The 21,494-nt window shown below is 66.6% G+C and carries 19 protein-coding genes; 10 read left to right on the forward strand and 9 right to left on the reverse strand.

What is annotated here, in order from left to right:
* The first annotated feature begins 11 nt into the window (after window positions 1–11).
* Window positions 12–1,904, forward strand: a complete 1,893-nt coding sequence (locus tag ACSFA7_RS21500) for a family 2A encapsulin nanocompartment cargo protein cysteine desulfurase (protein WP_435501319.1) — start codon at window positions 12–14, stop codon at window positions 1,902–1,904.
* Window positions 1,905–2,020: 116 nt separating this feature from the next.
* On the opposite strand, the gene ACSFA7_RS21505 is transcribed toward ACSFA7_RS21500, so the two are convergent.
* Genes ACSFA7_RS21505 through ACSFA7_RS21520 form a run of 4 tightly spaced genes read right to left on the reverse strand, consistent with a single transcriptional unit; the run spans window position 2,021 to window position 6,296 of the window.
* On the reverse strand, window positions 2,021–2,707 hold the full coding sequence (locus ACSFA7_RS21505; RefSeq protein ID WP_435501243.1) for a response regulator transcription factor: 687 nt from the start codon (window positions 2,705–2,707) through the stop codon (window positions 2,021–2,023).
* A gap of 12 nt (window positions 2,708–2,719) precedes the next feature.
* Window positions 2,720–4,336: a sensor histidine kinase gene (locus ACSFA7_RS21510; RefSeq protein ID WP_435501244.1), complete on the reverse strand. Its 1,617-nt coding sequence runs from the start codon at window positions 4,334–4,336 to the stop codon at window positions 2,720–2,722.
* Window positions 4,337–4,392: 56 nt separating this feature from the next.
* The gene (locus ACSFA7_RS21515) at window positions 4,393–5,394 is read right to left on the reverse strand and encodes an alpha/beta hydrolase family protein (protein WP_435501245.1); all 1,002 of its coding nucleotides are present in this window, start codon (window positions 5,392–5,394) and stop codon (window positions 4,393–4,395) included.
* Between the two features lie 29 nt (window positions 5,395–5,423).
* Window positions 5,424–6,296, reverse strand: a complete 873-nt coding sequence (locus tag ACSFA7_RS21520; RefSeq protein ID WP_435501246.1) for an AraC family transcriptional regulator — start codon at window positions 6,294–6,296, stop codon at window positions 5,424–5,426.
* Window positions 6,297–6,483: 187 nt separating this feature from the next.
* On the opposite strand from ACSFA7_RS21520, the gene ACSFA7_RS21525 reads away from it, so the two are divergent.
* Both ACSFA7_RS21525 and ACSFA7_RS21530 read left to right on the forward strand, forming a co-directional pair.
* Window positions 6,484–9,078 (forward strand): GH92 family glycosyl hydrolase, encoded by a 2,595-nt coding sequence (locus ACSFA7_RS21525; RefSeq protein ID WP_435501247.1) that lies wholly within the window; start codon window positions 6,484–6,486, stop codon window positions 9,076–9,078.
* Between the two features lie 60 nt (window positions 9,079–9,138).
* Entirely contained in the window at window positions 9,139–10,497 is a 1,359-nt protein-coding gene (locus ACSFA7_RS21530) for an NAD(P)/FAD-dependent oxidoreductase (protein ID WP_435501248.1), read from the forward strand.
* A gap of 7 nt (window positions 10,498–10,504) precedes the next feature.
* Here ACSFA7_RS21530 and yjjJ read toward each other — a convergent pair whose 3' ends face one another.
* The 4 genes from yjjJ to solA all read right to left on the reverse strand — a co-directional run bounded on the left by yjjJ (window position 10,505) and on the right by solA (window position 14,882).
* Window positions 10,505–11,824: a type II toxin-antitoxin system HipA family toxin YjjJ gene (yjjJ, locus tag ACSFA7_RS21535; protein WP_435501249.1), complete on the reverse strand. Its 1,320-nt coding sequence runs from the start codon at window positions 11,822–11,824 to the stop codon at window positions 10,505–10,507.
* A gap of 87 nt (window positions 11,825–11,911) precedes the next feature.
* Window positions 11,912–12,607: an aspartate/glutamate racemase family protein gene (locus ACSFA7_RS21540; protein WP_435501250.1), complete on the reverse strand. Its 696-nt coding sequence runs from the start codon at window positions 12,605–12,607 to the stop codon at window positions 11,912–11,914.
* A 7-nt stretch (window positions 12,608–12,614) separates the two neighbouring features.
* A complete protein-coding gene (panE, locus tag ACSFA7_RS21545) occupies window positions 12,615–13,547 on the reverse strand; it encodes a 2-dehydropantoate 2-reductase (RefSeq protein WP_435501251.1) in 933 nt (310 codons plus the stop codon).
* A 63-nt stretch (window positions 13,548–13,610) separates the two neighbouring features.
* The gene (gene solA / locus ACSFA7_RS21550; protein WP_435501252.1) at window positions 13,611–14,882 is read right to left on the reverse strand and encodes an N-methyl-L-tryptophan oxidase; all 1,272 of its coding nucleotides are present in this window, start codon (window positions 14,880–14,882) and stop codon (window positions 13,611–13,613) included.
* 97 nt (window positions 14,883–14,979) lie between these two features.
* Here solA and ACSFA7_RS21555 point away from each other — a divergent pair, with 97 nt between their 5' ends.
* Window positions 14,980–15,537 carry an NADPH-dependent FMN reductase gene (locus ACSFA7_RS21555; protein ID WP_435501253.1) on the forward strand — a complete coding sequence of 186 codons (558 nt, stop codon included), beginning with the start codon at window positions 14,980–14,982 and terminating at the stop codon, window positions 15,535–15,537.
* A gap of 80 nt (window positions 15,538–15,617) precedes the next feature.
* Here ACSFA7_RS21555 and ACSFA7_RS21560 read toward each other — a convergent pair whose 3' ends face one another.
* Window positions 15,618–16,265 (reverse strand): FMN-dependent NADH-azoreductase, encoded by a 648-nt coding sequence (locus ACSFA7_RS21560; RefSeq protein WP_435501254.1) that lies wholly within the window; start codon window positions 16,263–16,265, stop codon window positions 15,618–15,620.
* A 133-nt stretch (window positions 16,266–16,398) separates the two neighbouring features.
* Here ACSFA7_RS21560 and ACSFA7_RS21565 point away from each other — a divergent pair, with 133 nt between their 5' ends.
* The 6 genes from ACSFA7_RS21565 to cysW all read left to right on the forward strand — a co-directional run bounded on the left by ACSFA7_RS21565 (window position 16,399) and on the right by cysW (window position 21,489).
* On the forward strand, window positions 16,399–17,367 hold the full coding sequence (locus ACSFA7_RS21565; protein ID WP_435501255.1) for a LysR family transcriptional regulator: 969 nt from the start codon (window positions 16,399–16,401) through the stop codon (window positions 17,365–17,367).
* A gap of 77 nt (window positions 17,368–17,444) precedes the next feature.
* Window positions 17,445–18,086: a peroxiredoxin gene (locus tag ACSFA7_RS21570; protein ID WP_435501256.1), complete on the forward strand. Its 642-nt coding sequence runs from the start codon at window positions 17,445–17,447 to the stop codon at window positions 18,084–18,086.
* A gap of 22 nt (window positions 18,087–18,108) precedes the next feature.
* On the forward strand, window positions 18,109–18,684 hold the full coding sequence (locus ACSFA7_RS21575; RefSeq protein WP_206173576.1) for an RBBP9/YdeN family alpha/beta hydrolase: 576 nt from the start codon (window positions 18,109–18,111) through the stop codon (window positions 18,682–18,684).
* On the forward strand, window positions 18,681–19,697 hold the full coding sequence (locus ACSFA7_RS21580) for a sulfate ABC transporter substrate-binding protein (RefSeq protein WP_435501257.1): 1,017 nt from the start codon (window positions 18,681–18,683) through the stop codon (window positions 19,695–19,697). Before ACSFA7_RS21575 ends, ACSFA7_RS21580 begins: the two co-directional genes overlap by 4 nt.
* Complete coding sequence (gene cysT / locus ACSFA7_RS21585; protein ID WP_435501258.1) at window positions 19,698–20,585, forward strand: sulfate ABC transporter permease subunit CysT; 888 nt, start codon at window positions 19,698–19,700, stop codon at window positions 20,583–20,585.
* A gap of 1 nt (window position 20,586) precedes the next feature.
* Window positions 20,587–21,489: a sulfate ABC transporter permease subunit CysW gene (gene cysW / locus ACSFA7_RS21590; protein ID WP_042579715.1), complete on the forward strand. Its 903-nt coding sequence runs from the start codon at window positions 20,587–20,589 to the stop codon at window positions 21,487–21,489.
* The last annotated feature ends 5 nt before the right edge of the window (window positions 21,490–21,494 follow it).

The raw sequence follows: 21,494 nt of genomic DNA on the forward strand, positions 1-21,494 counted from the left end.
TCCTCGCGCGCATGGCGAGCGCCATGTTCTCCGCGCTGCCGGGCACGCCGCCGACCTCGTTGCCCGGCGTGGCGAGCGGGCTGGTGCCGGGCGCGCAGTTTCCCGCCAACATTGCACCGCCGGGCTCGCCGCTCGTGAGCCCCGCCGGCTTCGGGCCCAGCGTGCCGGGCACGCCGATTCCGCAAGGGCAGATTCCGGGCGCCAACGTGCTGCCCGCATCGCCGACCCAACTGCCTTCGCTCGCGAACCGCGCGCCGGCTTTGCTGCCGCATGCGGTGGCGGGGAATGGCGTGCCGGACACTGTGTTTTCGGTCGCGCCGGCCTTCGAACCGCGCCTGGGCGGGACGGTGCTGGGCGTGCCGCAGCAGGTCGGTGCGCCTCTTGCACCTTCTGCGCCGCAAGCGGGTGCGTCGTCGCCGTTCTACTTCCTGAACAACAGCTACGGGCATCCGACGGCAGGTGCCGGCGATGGCTTCGCGATTCACGATCCGTTCGCAGGCCTGGCGGCGCCGACCGCTCAACCCGCGTTGCCACCGAGCCCGCCCTCGGCGCCGGCCGGCCGCGAGGCGCAGTTCTACTTCGTCGATGCGGTGCGACTGCCCAACGGCTTTGTCACGCCGGCCAAGCCAGATCCGCGTGGTTCCGACGCGGTGCCGCTCGCCGGCAGCGGCCAGCATCCGCCATTCGACGTCAATGCCGTGCGCCGCGACTTCCCGATCCTGCAGGAGCGGGTGAACGGCAAGCAGCTCGTGTGGTTCGACAACGCGGCCACCACGCACAAGCCGCAGTCGGTCATCGATCGCATCGCGTACTTCTACGAACACGAGAACTCGAACATCCATCGCGCGGCGCATGAGCTGGCCGCACGCGCCACCGATGCCTACGAAGGTGCCCGCGAGCGAGTGCGCAAGTTCATCAACGCACCCGAAGTCGAAGAAGTGATCTTCGTGCGCGGCACCACCGAGGCGATCAACCTCGTGGCCAAGAGCTGGGGCGGGCAGCACGTGGGCGAGGGCGACGAGATCATCGTCTCGAACCTCGAGCACCACGCCAACATCGTGCCGTGGCAGCAGCTCGCCGCCGCCAAGGGTGCGAAGCTGCGCGTGATCCCGGTGGACGACTCGGGCCAGGTGCTGCTCGACGAATACCGCAAGCTCTTGAACGACCGCACGAAGATCGTTGCCGTCACGCAGGTCTCCAACGCGCTGGGCACCGTGGTGCCGGTGAAGGAGATCGTCGAGCTCGCGCACCGTGCCGGCGCCAAGGCGCTGGTCGACGGCGCGCAGTCGGTCTCGCACATGCGCGTCGACGTGCAGGACATCGGCGCCGATTTCTTCGTGTTTTCCGGCCACAAGGTGTTCGGCCCGACCGGCATCGGCGTGGTCTGGGGCAAGCGCGAAGTGCTCGAGGACATGCCTCCGTGGCAGGGCGGCGGCAACATGATTGCCGACGTGACCTTCGAGAAGACCGTGTTCCAGCCGATCCCGAACAAGTTCGAGGCCGGCACCGGCAACATCGCCGACGCGGTGGGATTGGGTGCCGCGATCGACTACGTCAACAAGGTCGGCATCGAGAACATCGCTCGCTACGAGCACGACCTGCTCGTGTACGGCATGCAGAAGCTCGGTGCGATCCCGGGCGTGCGGCTGATCGGCACGGCGGCCGACAAGGCCAGCGTGATGTCCTTCGTGCTCGACGGCTACACCACCGAAGAGGTGGGGCATGCGCTGAACGACGAAGGCATCGCGGTGCGCACGGGCCATCACTGCGCGCAGCCGATCCTGCGGCGCTTCGGTGTCGAGACGACGGTGCGGCCTTCGCTCGCGTTCTACAACACCTTTGGCGAGGTGGATCGTCTGGTGGCTGTGGTGCGGCGTCTCGCGGGCCAGCGGCGCGTGGGCTGAGCAAGTTGCGCGCTATTTGCGCGCAACTTGCTCGGATTCCGGCATGGCCGAGGAGTGGTGATGAGCGATCAGCCATTGGCCGTTCACCCATTCGCAGACATAGGTGTAGCGCGCACTCAGGCGGGCGTTGTGGCATCCAGCCGATAGCCGAGGCCGCGCACCGTCTTCAGCAGCGGCAGCGCATGGCCCTCGTCGATCTTGGCGCGCAGGCGGCGCACGTAGACATCGACGATGTTCGTCAGCGGATCCTCGTTGGTGCCCCAGACGTTCGAGAGGATGCGCTCGCGGCTGTAGACGCGGCCGGGCGCCGTCATCAGCAGTTCGAGGAATGCGAGCTCCCTGGCCGTCAGCGGCACGCGCTTGCCGGCGCGGGTCACCTCCATGCGCTCCCGGTCGAGCACGAGGTCCGCCACCTGCAGCGTGGTGGCCCGGGGCCTCTGTTCGCGGCCGCGGCGCAGCAGGGCCTCGATGCGCGCCAGCAGCTCCTCGAAGGCGAAGGGCTTGGTCAGGTAGTCGTCGGCACCCAGCCGCAGGCCGCTGACCTTGTCCTCGGTCTCGCTCAGCGCGGTGAGCATCAGCACAGGCACGTGGTGGCCTTCGGCGCGCAGCGTCTGGCACAGCTCGAGGCCGCTGAGGCCGGGGAGCATCAGGTCGAGCAACAGCAGCGAGAGCTCGCTGCTGCGCGCGAGCGCCAGGCCTTCAGGCCCGGTGCGCGCAAGCTGGACGCGGTAGCCCTCGGCCCCCAGGCCCCGCAGCAGAAAATCGGCGACGCGTGCGTCGTCCTCGACAACCAGGATGTTCATGTTTTCTTCGGATCAGGCGCTGGCGTCATGATGGCACGGCAGTTCGATGCGAACCGTGGTGCCCCGCAGGGGGATGCTGTCGATCTCGATGCGGCCGTCGTGGGCCTGCACGATGGCCTGCGCGATCGACAGCCCGATGCCGGTGCCGTCGGCCCGGTGCAGGCGCGCGCGGCGGCCGCGCACGAAGCGTTCGAACACCTTGGGCAATTCGTCGGCATCGATGCCGATGCCCTCGTCGGCCACGCGCACCTGCACGCGGTCGCCATGAGCCTGCCAGCTCACGCGCACCGTGCCGTCGTGACATGAATAGCGCACCGCGTTGTCGAGCACGATCACGAGCGCCTGCCGCAGCCGGTCGGCATCGGCCCGCAGCAGGACGGGGGACGCGTCGGCGCTGGGCGCCTCGAGCTGGACGCGCACGTTGTTCCGCGCGCCCAGCGTGCCCGCCATGTCGGTGGCGTCGCCCAGCAGTTCCGGCAGGTCGACCGCGCCGAAGCGCATCGTCAGTTGATCGGCTTCGGCCTTGGCGACCAGCAGCAGGTCGTCGATCACGCCGATGAGCTGTTTCACGCCGCCCACGATGCGCGTCAAGGTCTCGCGGTACTCGGGCAGCGGTTTGTCGGCGCCGCGCAGCGCGATCTCGGCCTCGCCGCGGATGGCTGTGGCGGGCGTGCGCAGCTCATGGCTGAGATCGGCCAGCAGCTGGCGGCGCCGCTGATCGATCTGCTGCAGGGCCTGGTGCGCGGTGTGCAGCTCGCTGGTGCGCTCGAGCACGGCGTCTTCGAGCCGGCGGCGCGCGGCATCGGCGTCGAGCCGGTGTCGCTGCAGCTCGGCCGCCATCGCATTGAAGTGCCCGGCGACGCGGCCGAACTCGTCGTGCGTGTCGAGCGCGATGCGGTGGTCGAGCGCGCCGGTGCGCAGGGCCTCGGTGCCTTCGAGCAGGCGGTCCAGCGGCCGCTTGAGCCGCCGGTTCAGGTAGAGCGCCAGCAGCACGCCCGCAGCCAGCGTGAGGGCCGCGAGGCCGATGGTCTGCTGGCGCAGGCGGTCCAGGCCGCCTTCGGTGGCGGCGCGTGCCACGGGCATCACGTTGCGCTGCCGTTCGATGGCGCCGTTGATCAGCTCGCGCAGGTCGCGGCCGCGCGCCTTGTCGAAGACCTCGTTGAGCTCCTCCCAGACGCTGGCGAATTCGGCGCCGCGCTCCAGCGGCGCCAGGCTCAGCAGCCGGGCGCGGACGGCGGCGAGGTTGTCGTCGAGCAGTTCGGTCATGGCCACGAGCTGGCCGACTTCCGGCGGGATCGACGTGCCTTCGCGCACCGTCATCTCTTCCCACAGGGAGAGGTCGCGGCGCGAGAGCTGCTTGAGCCGCTCCTTGCTGGACTGCATCCGCGCCAGCAGGCCGTCGCGCACCTCGGGCGACGCGTCGGCTCCCATCAACTGCTGGGAGGCCCAGACGCGCAGCCGCTGCTTGCTGGCGGACAGTTCCAGCAACTCCGACAGGATGTCACTGGCCAGGCGGCTGTGGGTGGCGTAGTCGTTGACCCGGTTCGACCCCCAATAGACGAAGCCGGCCTGGATGCAGACCAGCGCGACGAGAACGGCGAACGCGAGCGAGAGGCGGAGGCGGAACATGCCGCACTTTAGCGGCGAGGCGCTTCGTGCGGGATTAACGCCAGATGAACAAGCCCTCAGGGTTTGGCCGCCTGCACCAGGTGCTGCTTGAAGAAGCGCAGTACCTCGGCATTGAAGGTGGCATGGAACGCCACGCGATCGAAGCCGGGGGCGTCGCGGCAGATCTCCGCTTTCGCTTCGAGCTGTGGCGCCGAGCAGGGCGCAAGAAAGCCGAAATGTGCGGCCTTGTCCGCCACATGCCAGTCCGGCGTCGCCGGCAGATTGCGACGCACCGCGGCCACGCTGTCGGGCGTGACGCCGTCGCCGCCGAGCGCGGAGGTCCAGAGCTGGATCGGGATGGTCACGTTCTTCAGGTTCTCGGCTGTGAAGACCATGCTGAGCGGGTCGGCGATCACGGCAGCCTTGATGCGGGCGTCGTGCGCCAGGGGCGCGGCGAGAAGCTCCTTGAAGCGCTGCCCCATCTGTGCGCACGCCGGGCTGGCCGGTGCCGTGGCGCAGGGTGACCCAGGACGGGGAGGGAGCCGTTCGAAATCCGGACGGGCGCCAGCGAGCACGAGGCCCGTGTAGCCGCCTCTGGAAAAGCCGTAGAAGCCGATTCTGTCGGCGGCAAGGCTTGCATGGGCGGGCCACTGCTGGAGCATGTAGTCGATCAGTCGCCCGATGTCGGTGGTGCGTGTCGCGAGTGCCGAGACCTTGTCGTTCGGGCCACCCCGGATCTGGTAGTTGTCTTCGGAATGGCTGATGGCTGCAACAACGAAGCCCCCATCGGCCAACGCTTGTGCCGTGTCGTGATGGCCGAGGAAGGAGCCTCCATAACCATGCGACAGCACGATCAATGGCAGGCGGTCGCCTGCAACCGGGCAGTCCTGCACACCGACAACGACATACCGTTCGAGCCTGATTTCGCCGGCCGGCGAGGCGCAGGGCGTCCATACGGCGCCTCGCAGCGCGGGGCCTTCCGCGGTGGCCGGTATCTCTACGATGCGGAAGCCTGCGGCCTGCGCGAGTGTTGCCGAGAGAAAGAAGATCGCGAGGAAAAGCAGGCGAAGAATGGGCATGGAGCGTCCTGTGCGAGGGGCGGAAGGCGTCAGCCTGCCGGACGGATGGGAATCAGCAGGTCGGTGCGCAGCTCGGCTGTCGCCACCTTGCGCGGCGAATTGAGGTAATGCTCGATCGTGGGGCGATCGTCCGGCTCGTAGCCGCTGCCGGGCAGCCACTGTGTGTAGAGCGCGTGCACGGCGGCGTTGATGCGGGTGTAGGGGCCTGCCAGGCAGTGCACGGCGTAGAGGCCGCCCGGAATGTCGAGCATCTCGGTCTCGGTATCGTCAACCGGCCAGGGTTCGGGTGAAGTCGCAGCGACGTAGTACCTGAAGCTGGACCGCACCTCCGGATCGCCGCAGGAAATGCCGAGCCAGTTCGACACGGCCCGGCTGCCGAGATGTGCGCGCAGCCGCCGATGGGTGTGGGGAATGGTGGAGAACGGCCCACGATGGCGCAGCGCATGCACCGGCTGTACCGGGCGCTCGACGATCCGCACGAGCGAGGGCGCAAGCGCAGCGTCCTTGTCACGGTGCGCGGGCGCGACGTCCCGAAGAACGGCTTCGCACATCTGCTGCTGGAACGCGCGCGGCGACTGCCCGGCGAACTGGCCGAAGGCGCGCGTGAACGCCTGCGGGCTCTCGTAGCCCACGGCCAGCGCCACCTGCGTGATGCTCTTGCTCCTGCCGCGGTCGCCCCGCGTCAGCAGTTGCGTGGCAAGCGCGAGCCGCACGCGCCGGACCGTCGCCGCTACCGTTTCCCCGGCAATGCTGCTGTAGATGCGGTGGAAGTGGAAGGGCGAGAAATGCGCCAGCCGTGCCAGGTCCTCGAAGCGGTGCTCGGCCATCGGATCGGCCACGATGGCCGCGACGACGCGCGCCACGCGCTCTCTGTAGTCCTGCTCGGCACGCCGGGTTTTCATGGCCGCCAGTGTGCCGCGAACCGGCCGCTGCGACTTAGCAGACCTTGCTCAGATCGCCGGCTTGTTGCTCTGCCAACGCCGTGTTTCGTTCGGGAAATCACAAGCGCACTTGCACGAGGGTCGTACATAAACTGCGGCCGTTTGGCGCCCCGACCGTGGGCGATGTGCAAGCAGCAAGGGAGAGAACGTGGAAAAGAAAAATGCAAGCAAGGGCGTCGTGACGGCGTTGGTCGTCGCGTCCGTGTTGGTGGGATGCGGCGGCAGTTCGGGGGACTTCTCGTTCCCGGTGCCGGCGGCGACAGACACAGCGACCACCGGCACAACAACCCCATCGAACGTCGGCACGACGGACCCCGTACCGGTGCCGGAGCAACGGGTCGATATTCCGTCGCTGACGAAGTACGTCAATTTGTTTGTCGGAACGATGATGTCCGACACCGGGAGCGGCCATTCCGGCAACGTCAACCCGGGTGCTCAGACGCCCTTCGGCATGGTCAGTTTCGGACCGGACACAACGGGAAGCGGACGGCCGTACAACGAGGGCTCGGGCGGCTACTACTATGCAGACACAAGAATCCGCTACTTCAGCATGACCCATCTCAACGGGCCTGGCTGCAGAGGGCAAGGGGCCGTGGCCATCCTGCCGTACACGGAGGGCCAGATTCCCGGAAACGGCGGCGTCCCCTACGAAAAGTCGAACCAGTCGGCCACGCCTGGCTACTACAAGGTGAAGTTCGACAACGGCATCACGAGCGAGCTGAGCGCGACGACACGCACCGGCATGGCGAAGTTCAGCTATGCGGACAAGGACAAGGCCTTCCTTGTCATCGATGCCTCTCGCAACAACCGCAACCAGGATGGCATCTCCTATCCTCAGCTGACGGACACCCAGCTGAGCGCGGATGGCAAGTCCGTTTCCGGCAATGCGATCGCGCACGAGTTCTGCGGCGGAACGTGGAAGCAGCCGGTTTACTTCTACGCGACCTTCGACAAGCCGCTCAAACCCAGCTCCAGGGTCGATGGCAAGTCGGCGCTGCTGCAGTTCGATCTGGCCACCACGGATCTCACGGTACAGATGAAGGTCGGGATCTCTTCGGTCAGCGTTGCCAATGCCCGGGAGAACCTCCAAGCCGAAAATGCGGGTTGGTCTTTCGACACCCTGAAGACGGCGGCGGAGAAGACCTGGGACAGTCGGCTGAATGTGGCCCAGCTCGATCTCGCAAAGCCGGGCGAGATCGACAAGCTCGATGTCGGGAAGAGGGCCGATGCCATCACCCAGCTCTCGAAGTTCTACACGGCCCTGTACCGCGTCTACAGCGGTCCGACCGTCTACAGCGACGTCAATGGCGACTACCGCAGCATGAAGCAGGTGGACATCAAGCAGTCGAGCGATGAGCTGCCCAAGCGGGACACCGAGAACGTCGCCAACTACAAGTTCAAGGTTGATGGCAAGGACGCCGGCTACAAGACCCACTACTCAGGCTTCTCGATGTGGGACACCTACCGCAGCCAGGCCCAGATGCTGGCACTGATCGCGCCCGACGAAGCCAGCGAGATGATGCAGTCGCTGGTGGCCGATGCGCAGCAGTGCGGCGCCTTCCCGCACTGGGTGGATGGCAGCGAGGACACGGTCCCGATGAACGGCGACCATGCGCCGACGGTCGTCGCGGGCTCCTACCTGTTCGGGGCGAAGAAATTCGATCTGGCGAACGCACGCAAGTACATGCTGCAGTCGGCGGGCGATGCCGACAGTCAATGCAACAACATCCATGCGATCGGCAAGCCGGTCAACATCGACAGCCGTGCCGACTACCTGAGCCTGGGGTGGATTCCGTCCGGTAGGGGCTATGAGCATCCGTCGTCGACGACGCTTGAGGCCATCACCACGGACCGTTCGATCGGCGCGTTTCTCGATGCACTGCCCGACACCCGCGCGGCGGACCAAAGCGTCATCCAGAAGGTGTTCAAGAGGGCGGGCAACTGGCAGAACATCTTCAATGACGCGAGCAAGTCTCTCGAATCCAAGGCCGCCAACGGCTCGTGGGCAGGCCCCGGCGATTTCCACGAATCGTCCGAGACCAACTACATCTGGACCTTCGCCCATGACTGGACTCGTCTCATCGACAAGCTCGGAGGCAAGACGAGTGCTCTCGACCGGCTCGCCAAGCTGTTCTCGCTCGATTCAGCGGATCCGTTTGCAGGGCGTGAACCAACCGGCAAGGAACTGAACGGCGACGGCAGCGAAAATGGCGAACATTCCAGCAAGTACTACATCGGCAACGAACCGGCCTTCCAGACCCCCTGGGCCTACAACTGGATCGGCTCGGCCAAGCACGCGCAGTACATCATCCCGGTGATCCTGAAGAAGAACTTCTCGCTCGGACCGGGTGGCCTGCCGGGCAACGACGACATGGGCGCGACCTCGGGCTGGTATGTGTGGGCCGCGATGGGTCTCTATCCGGCGATCCCCTCTGCGCCGGGCCTCGCGGTCTCCACGCCGCAGTTCTCGGGCATGACGCTCTGGCTGGGCAACGGCAAGAAGCTGCGCATCGAAGCCGACAGGCAGGCGCTGCTCGACGACGTGCGCTACATCAGCGAGATGAAGCTCAACGGCACGACCTACGCCGGCTCGTGGCTGCCGCTGGACAAGATCAAGGATGGCGGAACGCTGAGCTACAAGCTCTCGCCCACGCCCACCGACTGGGCTTCCGATCCGGCGTTGACGCCGCCTTCGGGGCCGGATGCGGACTACACCAAGGCGACGGCGTTGCCAGCGAGGTGAAGGGCTCCTGCAGAGGGCGTTATGCTGCGCAACATTCTCAAATAACGTTGTACAGCCTGAATGTCTCCCCCGACTGAAGTCACCGAACCCGGCTCGACCGCGAACGAATCCTGCGATGTGATCGTGATCGGCGGCGGCCCCGCCGGATCGACCGCTGCGGCGCTGCTGGCCCAGCAGGGCCGCAAGGTGGTGCTGCTGGAGAAGGCGCACCACCCGCGCTTTCACATCGGCGAATCGCTGCTGCCGGCGAACGTGGAGCTGTTCGACAGGCTCGGCGTGCGCGACCAGGTCGAAAAAATCGGCATGCCCAAGTTCGGCATCGAGTTCGTCTCGCCCGAGCACGAGCACCGCAGCTATGTCGAATTTGCCGAGGGCTGGGACAAGTCGCTCGATTCCGCCTGGCAGGTACGCCGCTCGGAGCTCGACGAGCTGCTGTTCCGCAACGCCGCTACGCGCGGCGCGGAGGCCATTGAAGGCTGCAAGGTGCGCGACGTGGCGTTCGACGCCGACGGCGCGACCATCAAGGCCGAGATGGACGACGGCGCCAAGCGCAGCTGGCGTGCCCGCTTCGTCGTCGATGCCACCGGGCGCGACACGTTGCTGGCCAACAAATTCCGCTGCAAGGAAAAGAACCCCGACCACAACAGCACCGCTGTCTTCGGCCACTTCACGAACGCCGAACGGCTGGAGGGCAAGAAGGAAGGCAACATCAGCATCTGCTGGTTCCCGCACGGCTGGTTCTGGTTCATTCCGCTGGCCGATGGCACCACCAGCGTGGGCGCGGTCTGCTGGCCGTATTACCTGAAGACGCGCGACAAGCCGCTGAAGGATTTCTTCTACGACACCATCGCGCTGTGCCCGGTGCTGGTGGACCGATTGAAGAACGCCACGCTGGTCGACGACGCGGTGCACGCCACCGGCAACTTTTCGTACTCGAGTACGCACGCGACGGGCGACCGCTACCTCTTGCTGGGCGACGCCTTCACCTTCATCGATCCGATGTTCTCCTCGGGCGTGTACCTGGCGATGCACAGCGCGTTCGACGGCGCCGAACTCGTGGCCACTGCGCTCGATCAGCCGGCCGCGTTGGCAACCGCGCGCCAGGGCTTCGAGGCCATGATGCGCAAGGGTCCGCGCGAATACTCGTGGTTCATCTACCGCGTGACCAACCCGACCATCCGCGACATGTTCATGCACCCGGGCAATCCGTTCCGGGTGAAGGAGGCGCTGATGTCGCTGCTGGCCGGCGACATCTACAAGGGCACGCCGATGTGGGGCGCGCTGCGGATGTTCAAGGTGCTGTACTACGGCATCTCGCTTGCGAACTTCCGGCGCACCTGGGCGGGGTGGAAGCGGCATCGCTTCAATACGCGGGACATGGGGGCGCTGAAGGGGGAGACGGTCCTCAAGTCGGAGTAATTGCGGCTCAGTCGCCCGGTATCTCGCCAACGAGCCGTGCGTTCTGCCGCGCGAGCGTACGGAACGCCGCAGAGAGACGGTCATCGGCCGCCACGGCTTGCCAGAACACGCCTGCCAGTTGCCGGGCGCGAGGCCATTCCTGCAGGGTTTCGACTGTCGGCAACAGTCCTGTGGCCGACAGCTCGCGCGGCGGCAATTCGCCACTGGTGGGCGCATAGAGCGTGGGAAGCACGTCGTAGGCCGGCGCGAGCCGCCAGTCGCTGCCTTCGATGAGCAGCGAGATGTTGCCGTAGTGGCGATCGGTGTTGCCGATAAGTCGACCGAAGGCTTCAAGGAAACGCAAGCGCTGCGCATCGTCGGCGCGCAAGAGACCGCGTGAGGCCATCCGGTTGGCTGTGGCGGCCCAGTTGTCGATCTTGCCGATGTACTGGGAGTCGTACGCCATCAGCGACACCATGCCGATGCGACCCCGTGCCAAACGGTCGAAGCGTTCGACCTCCAGGAATACGCGACCGCCCTCGATGAAAAGGCGTGTCGTGGCCGCGGCCACGCCGGCTTCCGCGAGCGTGGACAGCGCCAGGTGCTCGCAGACGAGCAGGTCGCGCGAACGGCGATCCGCTGGCGATGCGCCGGCCGGCGAAAACTTGACGATGACCTGCCTGCCATCGCGCATCGTGCAGAACTTCGGCTGTTCGCCGCCAGCCGACGAACCCGGCAGCGTGCCTTGCATCGCGCTGTCCGCCATGGACGGGTAGTCGGCAACGGCAACGGCGCGCTCAGGTTGCGCGGTCATGGCTTGAAAGCGACGGAACGATTCCGCGCCGACGACCAGATTGCCGGGCAGGTCTTCTCCGCACAGGGTGAGGGCCTGAAGTACGTCGTCGTCGTTCCAGTGTTCGGGGTTCGGAGGCAGTCCCAGCTCGGGGTGACCCTGGGCGAATGCGCGGCCGATGAACCCCTGGGGACGCATGTCGGACAGGAACCAGGGCAGGCCGTCGTGCAGCGCGCTGCGGCCCTCCTGCTCGTCCATCCAGCAACGGCCGCCCTGCAGTGGAACGATGCGACCGAATGGCAAGGCGTTGCCTGCGGCATCGATCTTGACGACCGGCACTTCGGTGCCGACGCGCTCGACATGCCGCGGAACCACATACATCTGGGAGCGTGCGGCGCCCACCTTGAGGATTTCCGCGCTGCGGATCAGCGGCGCCAATGTTCGAGAGACGGTCGCTTGGCTGACGCCGAGATGAGCCTGGATTTCGGCGCTCGTGGCCACGCCCTGCGTGCGGACGAATGCAAGTGCGACGGTGGTCAGGGATGCGGTGGCCATTGAATACCAATGTGAATAGATAAATTATCTACTTCTTCATTGGAGGATTCAAATCAAATGGATTAATTAATGAATAGATACTCTGGGTCAAATCGGATTGGCCGCCCCAAGGCTCCACGCCGTCCCCGACGCCCGCAGCGTCGCCACCGCATGCGCAACCCCCAGCCCCGGGCTGCTGAGCACATCGATCCCCAGGTCGGCAAGCAACGGCGTCACCGGCGCCATCGAAGCCTGCGCCAGCACGACCACATCGGCCCTGCTGACCGCACCGCGGATCGCGGTGGCCAGCGTTTCTACATAGCGCCCGGTATCGCCGGCCTGGAAATGCGCCCATGCCTCTTCGACGAGCAGCGCGCTCGGCCGCGTGCCGACACCAGCCTGCGTCGCCGCCGAGAGGATCAGCGCCGTCGTCGGCTCCAGCGTGCTTTCGACGGCGGCGACGATCAGCACGCGCGGGCCGGTGCGCACCGCGCGGTCGGCCATGGCGCGGTCGATGCGCAAGGCCGAGAAAGCGCCGCCGGTGGCGGTTTTCTCGGCGATGCCGCCGATGGTCGAGCAGGTGCACACGACCACCGCGGCACCGTCCGATGCCGCCTCGCGCATGGCCTCCTGCACGCGCCTGACCAGCGCCGCGTTGTCGATGCCCACGACGCGCGCGTCGGACAGCAACTCCTCCATCACCAGGTGGCGCACCTCGAGATCGGGTGCAAGGTCGCGCACCAGGCGCCCGAAGGTCTGCACATGCGGCTGCGCCGTGTGGAGGAAGGCGAGCGCGTCGGCCATGGCAGGATCAACCAGCCTCGCGGGCGCGCCGGGCCTCGTAGGCCTTGAGGTGGACGTAGGCGGTCCGCAGCACGGTGGGCACGGGCGAGTCGTTCTTTGGCGCGCGGCTCAGAAGATCGCCCACGATGTGGTCGGCTTCGACCGCCGCACCGCGCACCATGTCCTTGTACATCGATGCCGTCATCGGCGAGCCGGCCGTCGTCACCACCGCGCGGCCGCGCTGGATGGCCGCGGGGCGCGGCGCAAAGCCGTTGTGCGCGGCGATGGCGCAGCATTCGTCGAAGATCGAGAGCGCCACGTCCTGCCCGCCGGCCGCGACGATGTCGCCGATGGAGGCGCGCATCAAGCTCGTGAGGCCCGCCGCCGAGGCGATGAAGACCCACTTCTCCCACATGTCCTGAGCGATGGTCTCGCTCGCGGTGGCGTCGAACTTCGCGCCCGCGAACTGGGCCGCGATGGCATCGACGCGTGCCGAGCGCCCACCGGCGCGTTCGCCGTAGCTCAGGCCATGCATGTCGTTCAGGTGCAGCACGCGGCCTTCGTCGTCGAGCGTGGCCGAGATCATGCAGAGGCCGCCGAGCACGCGCTCGTTGCCGAAGCGTTCGACCAATTGGTCGATGTGCTTCATGCCATTGAGGAGCGGGAGGATCACCGTGTTCGGGCCCACAGCGGGCGCGAACGAATCCATCGTCGATTCGAGGTCGTAGGCCTTGCTGCCGACGACGACCACGTCATAAGGGCCGTCGATGTTCTCGGCCAGCACATGCCTCGGTGCGGGAAGTTCGAGGTTGCCGAAAGGGCTCTGCACCACGAGCCCGGTTTTCGCGAGTTGCGCAGCGCGGCGCGGACGAAGAAGAAAGGTCACATCGCGCCCCACCTCCAGCAAGCGGCCGCCGAAGTAACCACCGAGTGCACCGGCACCCACCACCAGGAATCTCATCGCGCATTGCTCCAGAAACAGAAAGATCGGGAGCGATGATGCCCGCGTTCGCGCCGGGCCGCTCTAGGCAGTTTCCTTCTCCAGCAGGCGCTGGCGGGCAAAGGGGCGCAGGTCGAGGCCGTGCGTGCTTGTGCGGCCCAGAACCTGTTCGGCAATGGCTTCGCCGAGGCCCGCCGAATGCTTGAAGCCGTGGCCGGAGCAGGCCGAGGCGATCAGCACCTGGGGCAGGCCGTCGAGCGCATCGATCACGAAGCGGCGGTCGGGCGTCACGGTGTACATGCAGGCGCGCGCCTTGAGGGCGCGGCCATCGATCTGCGGGAAGCGGCCGGCGACACGGTCGCGGTACATCGCGGCGGTTTCCTCGGGGCTCACGGTGCGGTCGATGGTGTCGGGCGTGGTGGCCGCCACGTACTGCTCGGTCGCGACCTTGAGCGCGGGCTGCGCGGGGTCGGAGGAGGGGAAGCCGTACATGTAGTCCTCCTGCCCGTCGCCGAACATCCAGATGAAGATGGGGAAGCGGCCGGGCGAGAAGTCGGCCGCCGCGCTGCCGGTGTCGAACCAGTGCATCACCTGCCGATGGACCGAAAAGTTCGCCTGCCAGTCGGCGCGGGCCTGCCGGCCGAGGAATTCCGGCAGCCACGCCCCCGCTGCAATCACCACGCGGTCGGCAGTGAAACTCGCCGAGTTGGTGCGTACGCGAACCGTGTCGCCGTTGCCCACCGGCTCGACGGACTGCACGCGCTCCCCGGTGCGCGTCTGGGCGCCCGAGGCACGAGCCACCGCGAGTTGCGCGCCGATGGCGGCTTCGGGCCGTACGAAGCCGGCGTCGCGCTCGTGGTAGCCGATCTCGTCGCCCTGCAGGTGGAACTGCGGAAAGCGCGCGCGGATGCCGGCCGCGTCGAGCACTTCGTGCGCGATGCCGAAGCGCTCGGCACAGGCGATGGTGCGGCGCACGAAATCCGACTTGCCGTGGTGTTCTGCTACGCGGTCGCGCGGGGCTAGGACGAGGCCGCCGGTGGTGGTCATCAGCGGCGTGCCGGTGCGGGCTTCGAGCTCGCGCCAGATCACGTGCGAGCGCTGCACGAACGGCACGTACTCGTCGCCTTCGCCGACGGCCAGGCGCGTGATGCGCGAGTCGCCGTGCGAGGAGCCCTGGTCGTGCGGCGGCGCAAACTGGTCGATGCCCAGCACGCGGGCGCCGCGCTGCGAAAGTTGATAGAGCGTGGCCGCGCCGAGAGCGCCGAGGCCGACGACGATGACGTCGTAGTGGGTGGAGGAGGAAGAAGAGGGCTGGGTCATGGCCTCCAGCATCTGGCGGCGCGCGCGCTGGCGCAAGAGCTTTTCCAGAAAAGGTCATGGGCGATTCGCATAATCGCGTTCGTCTTTCGGACCTTCCCTCCAGACATTTCATTCACACCAAGGAGTTTCACTCATGGCCCAGACCCGGATCGCCGTCGTTGTCGGCAGCCTTCGCAAGGATTCGTTCAACCAGAAGCTCGCGCTCGCGCTGGCCCACCTCGCGCCGTCGGACTTCACCTTCGAGCACGTGCGCATCGACGACCTGCCGCTCTACAACCAGGACGACGACGGCAACCAGGCCCCCGCGGTGAAGCGCCTGAAGAGCGAAATCGCGGCCGCGCAGGGCCTCCTGTTCGTCACGCCCGAATACAACCGCTCGATTCCCGGCGTGCTGAAGAACGCCATCGACCACGCCTCGCGCCCCTACGGCCAGAGCGTATGGGGCGGCAAGCCTGCGGGCGTGATCGGCATCTCGGTGGGCGCCATCGGCACCGCGCTCGCGCAGCAGCACCTGCGCAACATCCTCGCGTATCTCGACGTGCCCACGATGGGCGCCCCCGAGGTGTTCCTGCAGACCAAGGACGACCTGTTCGACGACAAGGGCCACGTCGGCAACGAAGGCTCGAAGAAATTCCTGCAGGGCTGGATGGACAAGTACGTGGCCTGGGTCAAGACCCATTCGGCTGCCTGACAGGTACGCAGATACGGGCGATCGACGCCCATGAAAAAGCCGCCTCGAGGGGCGGCTTTGTTTTTGGCGCAAGCCGAGGCTCAGGCGACCTGTGCAACATCCTTCTGGTTCGCGGCTTCAGCCGTTGCCACCAGGATGTCCGAACGCGCAGCAGCCAGCGCGGTCGCCTTGGGCTCGTCGCCCATCGCCACACCCTCGGCGCGCACGATGCGCACGTCGGTGATGCCGAAGAAGCCGAAGACCACCTTCAGGTAGCTCTCCTGGTGCTCGGCGCCTTGGCCCCAGTCGCTGGTCGAATAGACGCCGCCGCGGCTCGAAGCCACGATCACGGTCTTGCCGCCGGCCAGGCCCACGGGGCCCGTTTCGGTGTACTTGAAGGTGCGGCCGACCTGCCCGAGGCGGTCGATCCAGGCCTTGAGCTGGGTCGGAATCGAGAAGTTGTAGAGCGGGGCGCCGATGACGACCACGTCCGCGGCCAGGAACTGGCTCACCAGCTTTTCCGACAGCGCGTTCTCGCGTTGCTGGGCTTCGGTCGGTTCGGCCTGCGGGCCGGTCTTGATGGCCAGGGCGTCGGCGGTGAAGTGGCCTGGGGCGTCGACGGCGAGGTCGAGGTATTCGACGGTGGTGTCGGGGTGCGCAGCCTTCCAGGCGGCGACGGTTTCCGCCGTCAGCAGGCGGGAGGTCGAATAGGCACCGAGGATGCTGGAGTCAACGTGGAGCAGCTTCATATCAATCACTTTCGTGTGGATGGTGTCGGCGCTCAAAAGTGGCCGGCGTTGGGAGAATTCTATTTTTGGGTCGATTGATTGATAAGTAGCCAAAATTTGCATAGATCGTCCTGATTGCAGGACAATCGCCGCCATGCAAGACCTCAACGACATGGTTTTCTTCGCCGAAGTGGCCGAGCGGGGCGGTTTCGCCGCCGCCAGCCGAGCGCTCGGCATTCCCAAGTCGCGGCTCTCCCGCCGCGTGGCGGAGCTGGAGGAGCGCCTGGGCGTGCAGCTGATGCAGCGCAGCACCCGGCGCCTGTCGCTCACGCCGGCGGGCGAGATCTACTTGCGGCACGCCGCCGCCATGCGCGACGCGGCGCAGGCCGCGGCCGAATCGGTGGCGCAGGTGCAGAACGAGCCGAGCGGGCTGGTGCGGCTGAGCGTTCCGATCACGATGGCGTACAGCGGGGTGGCCCAGCTGCTGCCGCTCTTCATGGAGCGCTATCCGGCGGTGCGGGTCGACGTGCGGGTCATCAACCGCCCGGTGGACCTGATCGAGGAGGGCTTCGACATTGCGCTGCGCGTGCGGCCCGTGGTCGAGGAAAGCGCCACGCTGGTGGCCAAGATTCTCGGCACCGGCCGCGGGGTGCTGGTGACCAGCCCGGCGCTGATGGAGCGGCAAGGGCCGGTGGAGACGCCTGCCGACCTGGCGCGGCTGGACACCATGGCGATGTCGGTCAACGGCGAGGGCCGCAGCGAATGGCGGCTCTCAGGCCCGAAAGGCAAGGCCTACGTCCACACGCACACGCCGCGCTACGTGGCGGACGACATCGCGACGCTTCAGATCGCCGCGATCGCCGGCATCGGCGCCACGATGCTGCCGGGCTACATGTGCGCGGCCGACGTCGAGGCGGGCCGGCTGGTGAAGGTGCTGTGCGATTGGGGCCCGGAGGAGGCCATCGCGCACATGGTGTTCCCGCCGCGGCGCGCGCTGGTGCCGGCGGTGCGGCGGCTGATCGATTTCCTGTTCGAGCACCTGCAGGGCATCGAGGGGGCGCCTTTGCTCAGGCCGGACGGGGAACCCTGCAATTCCCACCCCGTTATGCGGAAAGCGACATAACCAAACAAGTAGATATTCGTTTGTCATCCTTGCTGGGCTTCGCACAATCCAAGGCTCCCATCCATCCAGGAGCGACCATGGCTACTCTGCGACTCGGCGATACCGCCCCCAATTTCACCCAGGACTCCAGCGAAGGCCCTCTCGACTTCTATGAATGGGCCGGCAATTCGTGGGTCGTGTTCTTCTCGCATCCGGCCGACTTCACGCCCGTGTGCACCACCGAACTGGGCAAGACCGCGGCGCTGTCGGGCGAATTCGCCAAGCGCGGCGTCAAGCCGATCGCGCTGAGCGTCGACCCGGCCACCAAGCACAAGGAGTGGATCGGCGACATCAACGAAACGCAGAACACCACCGTCAACTTCCCGATCATTGCGGACGCCGACCGCAAGGTGGCCGACCTGTACGACCTGATCCACCCGAACGCCTCGGCCACGGCCACCGTTCGCAGCGTGTTCATCATCGATCCGAAAAAGGTGGTCCGCACCACCATCACCTACCCGGCATCGACCGGCCGCAACTTCGACGAGATCATTCGCGTGATCGATTCGCTGCAGCTCACCGACAGCCACAAGGTGGCGACCCCCGTGAACTGGAAGGACGGCGACGACGTGGTCATCATCCCCAGCATCCAGGACCCGGCCGAGCTGGCCGAGCGCTTCCCCAAAGGCTTCAAGGCGGTGAAGCCCTACCTGCGCATCACGCCGCAGCCCAACAAGTAAGCGGCGCAGGCGGCATTCGCAGATGCAGACGCGCGTCGTCATCGTGCCGGGCTGGCGGGATTCCGGGCCCGGCCATTGGCAGAGCCTGTGGGAAGAGCGCATTCCCGGCGCCGCGCGGGTGGTGCAGGACGACTGGGCCTCGCCCAAGCGCGACGCCTGGGTGCCGGCGCTTGCCAAGCTGGTGCTCGAGACGCCCGGCCCGGTGGTGATTGCGGCGCACAGCCTGGGCTGCATCGCCACCGCGCACCTGCCGCCCGAGGCCGCCGCCCGCATCCAGGGCGCGCTGCTGGTGGCCCCGGCCGACCCCGAGCGCCGTGCGGTGCTGTCCGACTTCGCGCCCGTGCCCTACGCCACGCTGCCGTACCGCAGCATCGTGGTGGCCAGCAGCAACGACCCCTACTGTCCCATCCGCCTGGCGGGTGCATATTCGCGGGCCTGGGGCAGCGAATTCGTGCGCATGCAGAATGCGGGCCATATCAACATCGATTCGGGGCACGGAGACTGGCCGCTCGGCCTGGCCTTGCTGCAATCCTTGACCGACGAGCCCGCCGCCTGGTCGGCGGGCCGTGATTTTTCAGAAACCTTGGCAACCACATGACTTCCAGAATCAAGACCTTCGTCGCCGTGCTCGCGCTGGCGTCCTCCGCACTCGCCGGCAGCAGCGCCTTCGCCCAAGGGACGACGCTGCTCAACGCCTCGTACGACGTGGCCCGCGAGTTCTACAAGGACTACAACGCAGCATTCGTGGCGCACTACAAGAAGGCCACCGGCAAGGACGTGAAGGTCGACCAGTCGCACGGCGGTTCCAGCGCGCAGGCGCGTTCGGTGGCCGACGGCCTCGATGCCGACGTGGTGACCATGAACACCTCGACCGACATCGACTTCCTGGCCAACGCCGGCGTGGTCGCCAAGGACTGGACCAAGAAATTCCCCGAGAACGCATCGCCGACCACCTCGACCATGCTGTTCCTCGTGCGCAACGGCAATCCCAAGGGCATCAAGGACTGGGACGACCTGGTCAAGCCCGGCATCCAGGTCGTGATCGTCAACCCCAAGACCGGCGGCAACGGGCGCTACGCCTACCTGGCCGCCTGGGGCTACATCAAGAAAAAGGGCGGCACCGATGCGCAGGCCGCCGAGTTCGTGGGCAAGCTCTTCAAGAACACGCCGGTGCTGGCGCGCGGTGGCCGCGACGCCACCACCGCCTTCCTGCAACGCAACATCGGCGATGCGCTGATCACTTTCGAATCGGAAGTGGTCTCCATCGACCGCGAATTCGGCACCGGCAAGGTCGACTCGGTGTATCCGTCGATCAGTATCGTGGCCGAGAACCCGGTTGCCGTGGTCGAGCGCACCGTCGCCAAGAAGGGCACCGGCGAACTCGCCAAGGCCTACCTCGACTGGCTCTACTCCGAAGAAGCGCAGGAAATCGCCGCCAAGCATGCGCTGCGTCCGCGTTCGCAGACCGTGCTGAAGAAGTACGCCGCAACGTTCAAGCCGCTGCAGCTCTTCACGGTGCAGGAACTGTTCGGCAGCCTCGGCGAAGCACAGAAGGTGCACTTCAACGACGGCGGTCAGTTCGACAAGCTCTACACGCCCGGCGCGAAGTAAATGAGCGGCGCAGTCTCTTCGGCGCTCCCGTCCGCGGGAGCGCCTTTTTCGCGTGCCAACCGAGCAGGCGGCGCCAAGCGCGTGCTGCCCGGTTTCCACATCACGCTCGGCTTCTCGATTCTTTACCTCAGCCTGATCGTGCTGATTCCGCTGTCGGCGCTGGTCTTCAAGACCTTCACGCTGACCTGGGACCAGTTCTGGGTGGCCGTGACCGCGCCGCGCGTGATGGCCTCCTACCGCCTGACCTTCGGCGCCTCGCTGCTCGCGGCCATCGTGAATGCGGTGTTCGGCCTGCTCGTGGCCTGGGTGCTGGTGCGCTACAAGTTTCCGGGCAAGCGCATCGTCGATGCGCTGGTCGACCTGCCGTTCGCGCTGCCGACGGCCGTGGCCGGCATTTCGCTCACGGCACTGCTCGCGGGCAACGGCTGGATCGGGCAACTGCTCGAGCCGCACGGCATCAAGCTGGCCTTCACGCCGGCGGGCATCGTGATTGCGCTGATCTTCATCGGACTGCCGTTCGTGGTGCGCACCGTGCAGCCGGTGCTGGAAGACGCCGAGAAGGAACTCGAAGAAGCCGCCACCTCGCTCGGCGCGACGCGGCTGCAGACCTTCACCAAGGTGATCCTGCCCTCCATCGGTCCTGCGCTGCTCACCGGCTTTGCCATGGCCTTCGCACGCGCCATCGGCGAGTACGGCTCGGTGATCTTCATCGCCGGCAACATGCCGATGATCTCGGAGATCACGCCGCTCATCATCATCGGCAAGCTGGAGCAGTACGACTATGCGGGCGCCACGGCGGTCGCGCTGGTGATGCTGGTCATTTCCTTCCTGCTGCTGCTGGTCATCAATGGCCTGCAAGCCTGGCAACGCCGCAGGGCAGGGGCCTGACATGAGCGCACCTTCCAAAATCATTCGCCGCGCGCAGGCCGGCACCACCGAAGCAGCGTGGGTCCGCTGGACGCTGATCGGCATTGCGCTCGCGTTCATGTTCCTGTTCCTCGTGCTGCCGCTGGCGGCCGTGGCGACCGAGGCGTTGCGCAAGGGCGTCTCAGCGTACCTGGAGGCGCTGAAGGAACCCGACGCCTGGAGCGCCATCCGCCTCACGCTGATCACGGCCGCCATCACGGTGCCGCTGAACCTCGTGTTCGGCGTGGCCGCGGCCTGGGCCATCGCCAAGTTCGAATTCCGCGGCAAGGCCTTCCTCACCACGCTGATCGACCTGCCGTTCGCAGTGTCGCCGGTGGTGGCGGGCCTGATCTACGTGCTGGTGTTCGGTGCACAGGGCTGGCTTGGCCCGTGGTTGGCCGAGCACGACATCAAGATCATCTTCGCCGTGCCCGGCATCGTGCTGGCGACCGTGTTCGTGACCTTTCCGTTCATCGCGCGCGAACTGATCCCGCTGATGCAGGCGCAGGGCACCGACGAGGAGCAGGCCGCCATCGTGCTCGGCGCGACCGGCTGGCAGACCTTCTGGCGCGTGACGCTGCCCAACATCAAGTGGGGCCTGCTGTACGGCGTGATCCTCTGCAACGCGCGCGCCATGGGCGAGTTCGGTGCGGTGTCGGTGGTGTCGGGCCACATCCGCGGCCAGACCAACACCATGCCGCTGCATGTGGAAGTGCTCTACAACGAATACCAGTCGGTGGCCGCCTTCGCCGTGGCCTCGCTGCTGGCAATCCTGGCGCTGGTCACGCTGGTGATCAAGTCGGTGATCGAGTGGCGCCACGAGCGCGAAATGAAAGCCATCGCCGAACTGCCGCCCGAGCGTCCCCCGGAAGCCACGGCCGCCTGAGAGAA

Origin of the sequence: Variovorax trehalosi, from assembly GCF_051216415.1 — a bacterium.
Classification (GTDB): Bacteria; Pseudomonadota; Gammaproteobacteria; order Burkholderiales; family Burkholderiaceae_C; genus Variovorax.

Coding starts and splice junctions, on each gene's coding strand:
- ACSFA7_RS21500 (WP_435501319.1), top strand. CDS start 12: ATGGCGAGCGCCATGTTCTCCGCGCTGCCGGGCACGCCGCCGACCTCG.
- ACSFA7_RS21505 (WP_435501243.1), bottom strand. CDS start 2,707: ATGAACATCCTGGTTGTCGAGGACGACGCACGCGTCGCCGATTTTCTG.
- ACSFA7_RS21510 (WP_435501244.1), bottom strand. CDS start 4,336: ATGTTCCGCCTCCGCCTCTCGCTCGCGTTCGCCGTTCTCGTCGCGCTG.
- ACSFA7_RS21515 (WP_435501245.1), bottom strand. CDS start 5,394: ATGCCCATTCTTCGCCTGCTTTTCCTCGCGATCTTCTTTCTCTCGGCA.
- ACSFA7_RS21520 (WP_435501246.1), bottom strand. CDS start 6,296: ATGAAAACCCGGCGTGCCGAGCAGGACTACAGAGAGCGCGTGGCGCGC.
- ACSFA7_RS21530 (WP_435501248.1), top strand. CDS start 9,139: ATGTCTCCCCCGACTGAAGTCACCGAACCCGGCTCGACCGCGAACGAA.
- yjjJ (WP_435501249.1), bottom strand. CDS start 11,824: ATGGCCACCGCATCCCTGACCACCGTCGCACTTGCATTCGTCCGCACG.
- ACSFA7_RS21540 (WP_435501250.1), bottom strand. CDS start 12,607: ATGGCCGACGCGCTCGCCTTCCTCCACACGGCGCAGCCGCATGTGCAG.
- panE (WP_435501251.1), bottom strand. CDS start 13,547: ATGAGATTCCTGGTGGTGGGTGCCGGTGCACTCGGTGGTTACTTCGGC.
- ACSFA7_RS21555 (WP_435501253.1), top strand. CDS start 14,980: ATGGCCCAGACCCGGATCGCCGTCGTTGTCGGCAGCCTTCGCAAGGAT.
- ACSFA7_RS21560 (WP_435501254.1), bottom strand. CDS start 16,265: ATGAAGCTGCTCCACGTTGACTCCAGCATCCTCGGTGCCTATTCGACC.
- ACSFA7_RS21565 (WP_435501255.1), top strand. CDS start 16,399: ATGCAAGACCTCAACGACATGGTTTTCTTCGCCGAAGTGGCCGAGCGG.
- ACSFA7_RS21570 (WP_435501256.1), top strand. CDS start 17,445: ATGGCTACTCTGCGACTCGGCGATACCGCCCCCAATTTCACCCAGGAC.
- ACSFA7_RS21575 (WP_206173576.1), top strand. CDS start 18,109: ATGCAGACGCGCGTCGTCATCGTGCCGGGCTGGCGGGATTCCGGGCCC.
- ACSFA7_RS21580 (WP_435501257.1), top strand. CDS start 18,681: ATGACTTCCAGAATCAAGACCTTCGTCGCCGTGCTCGCGCTGGCGTCC.
- cysT (WP_435501258.1), top strand. CDS start 19,698: ATGAGCGGCGCAGTCTCTTCGGCGCTCCCGTCCGCGGGAGCGCCTTTT.
- cysW (WP_042579715.1), top strand. CDS start 20,587: ATGAGCGCACCTTCCAAAATCATTCGCCGCGCGCAGGCCGGCACCACC.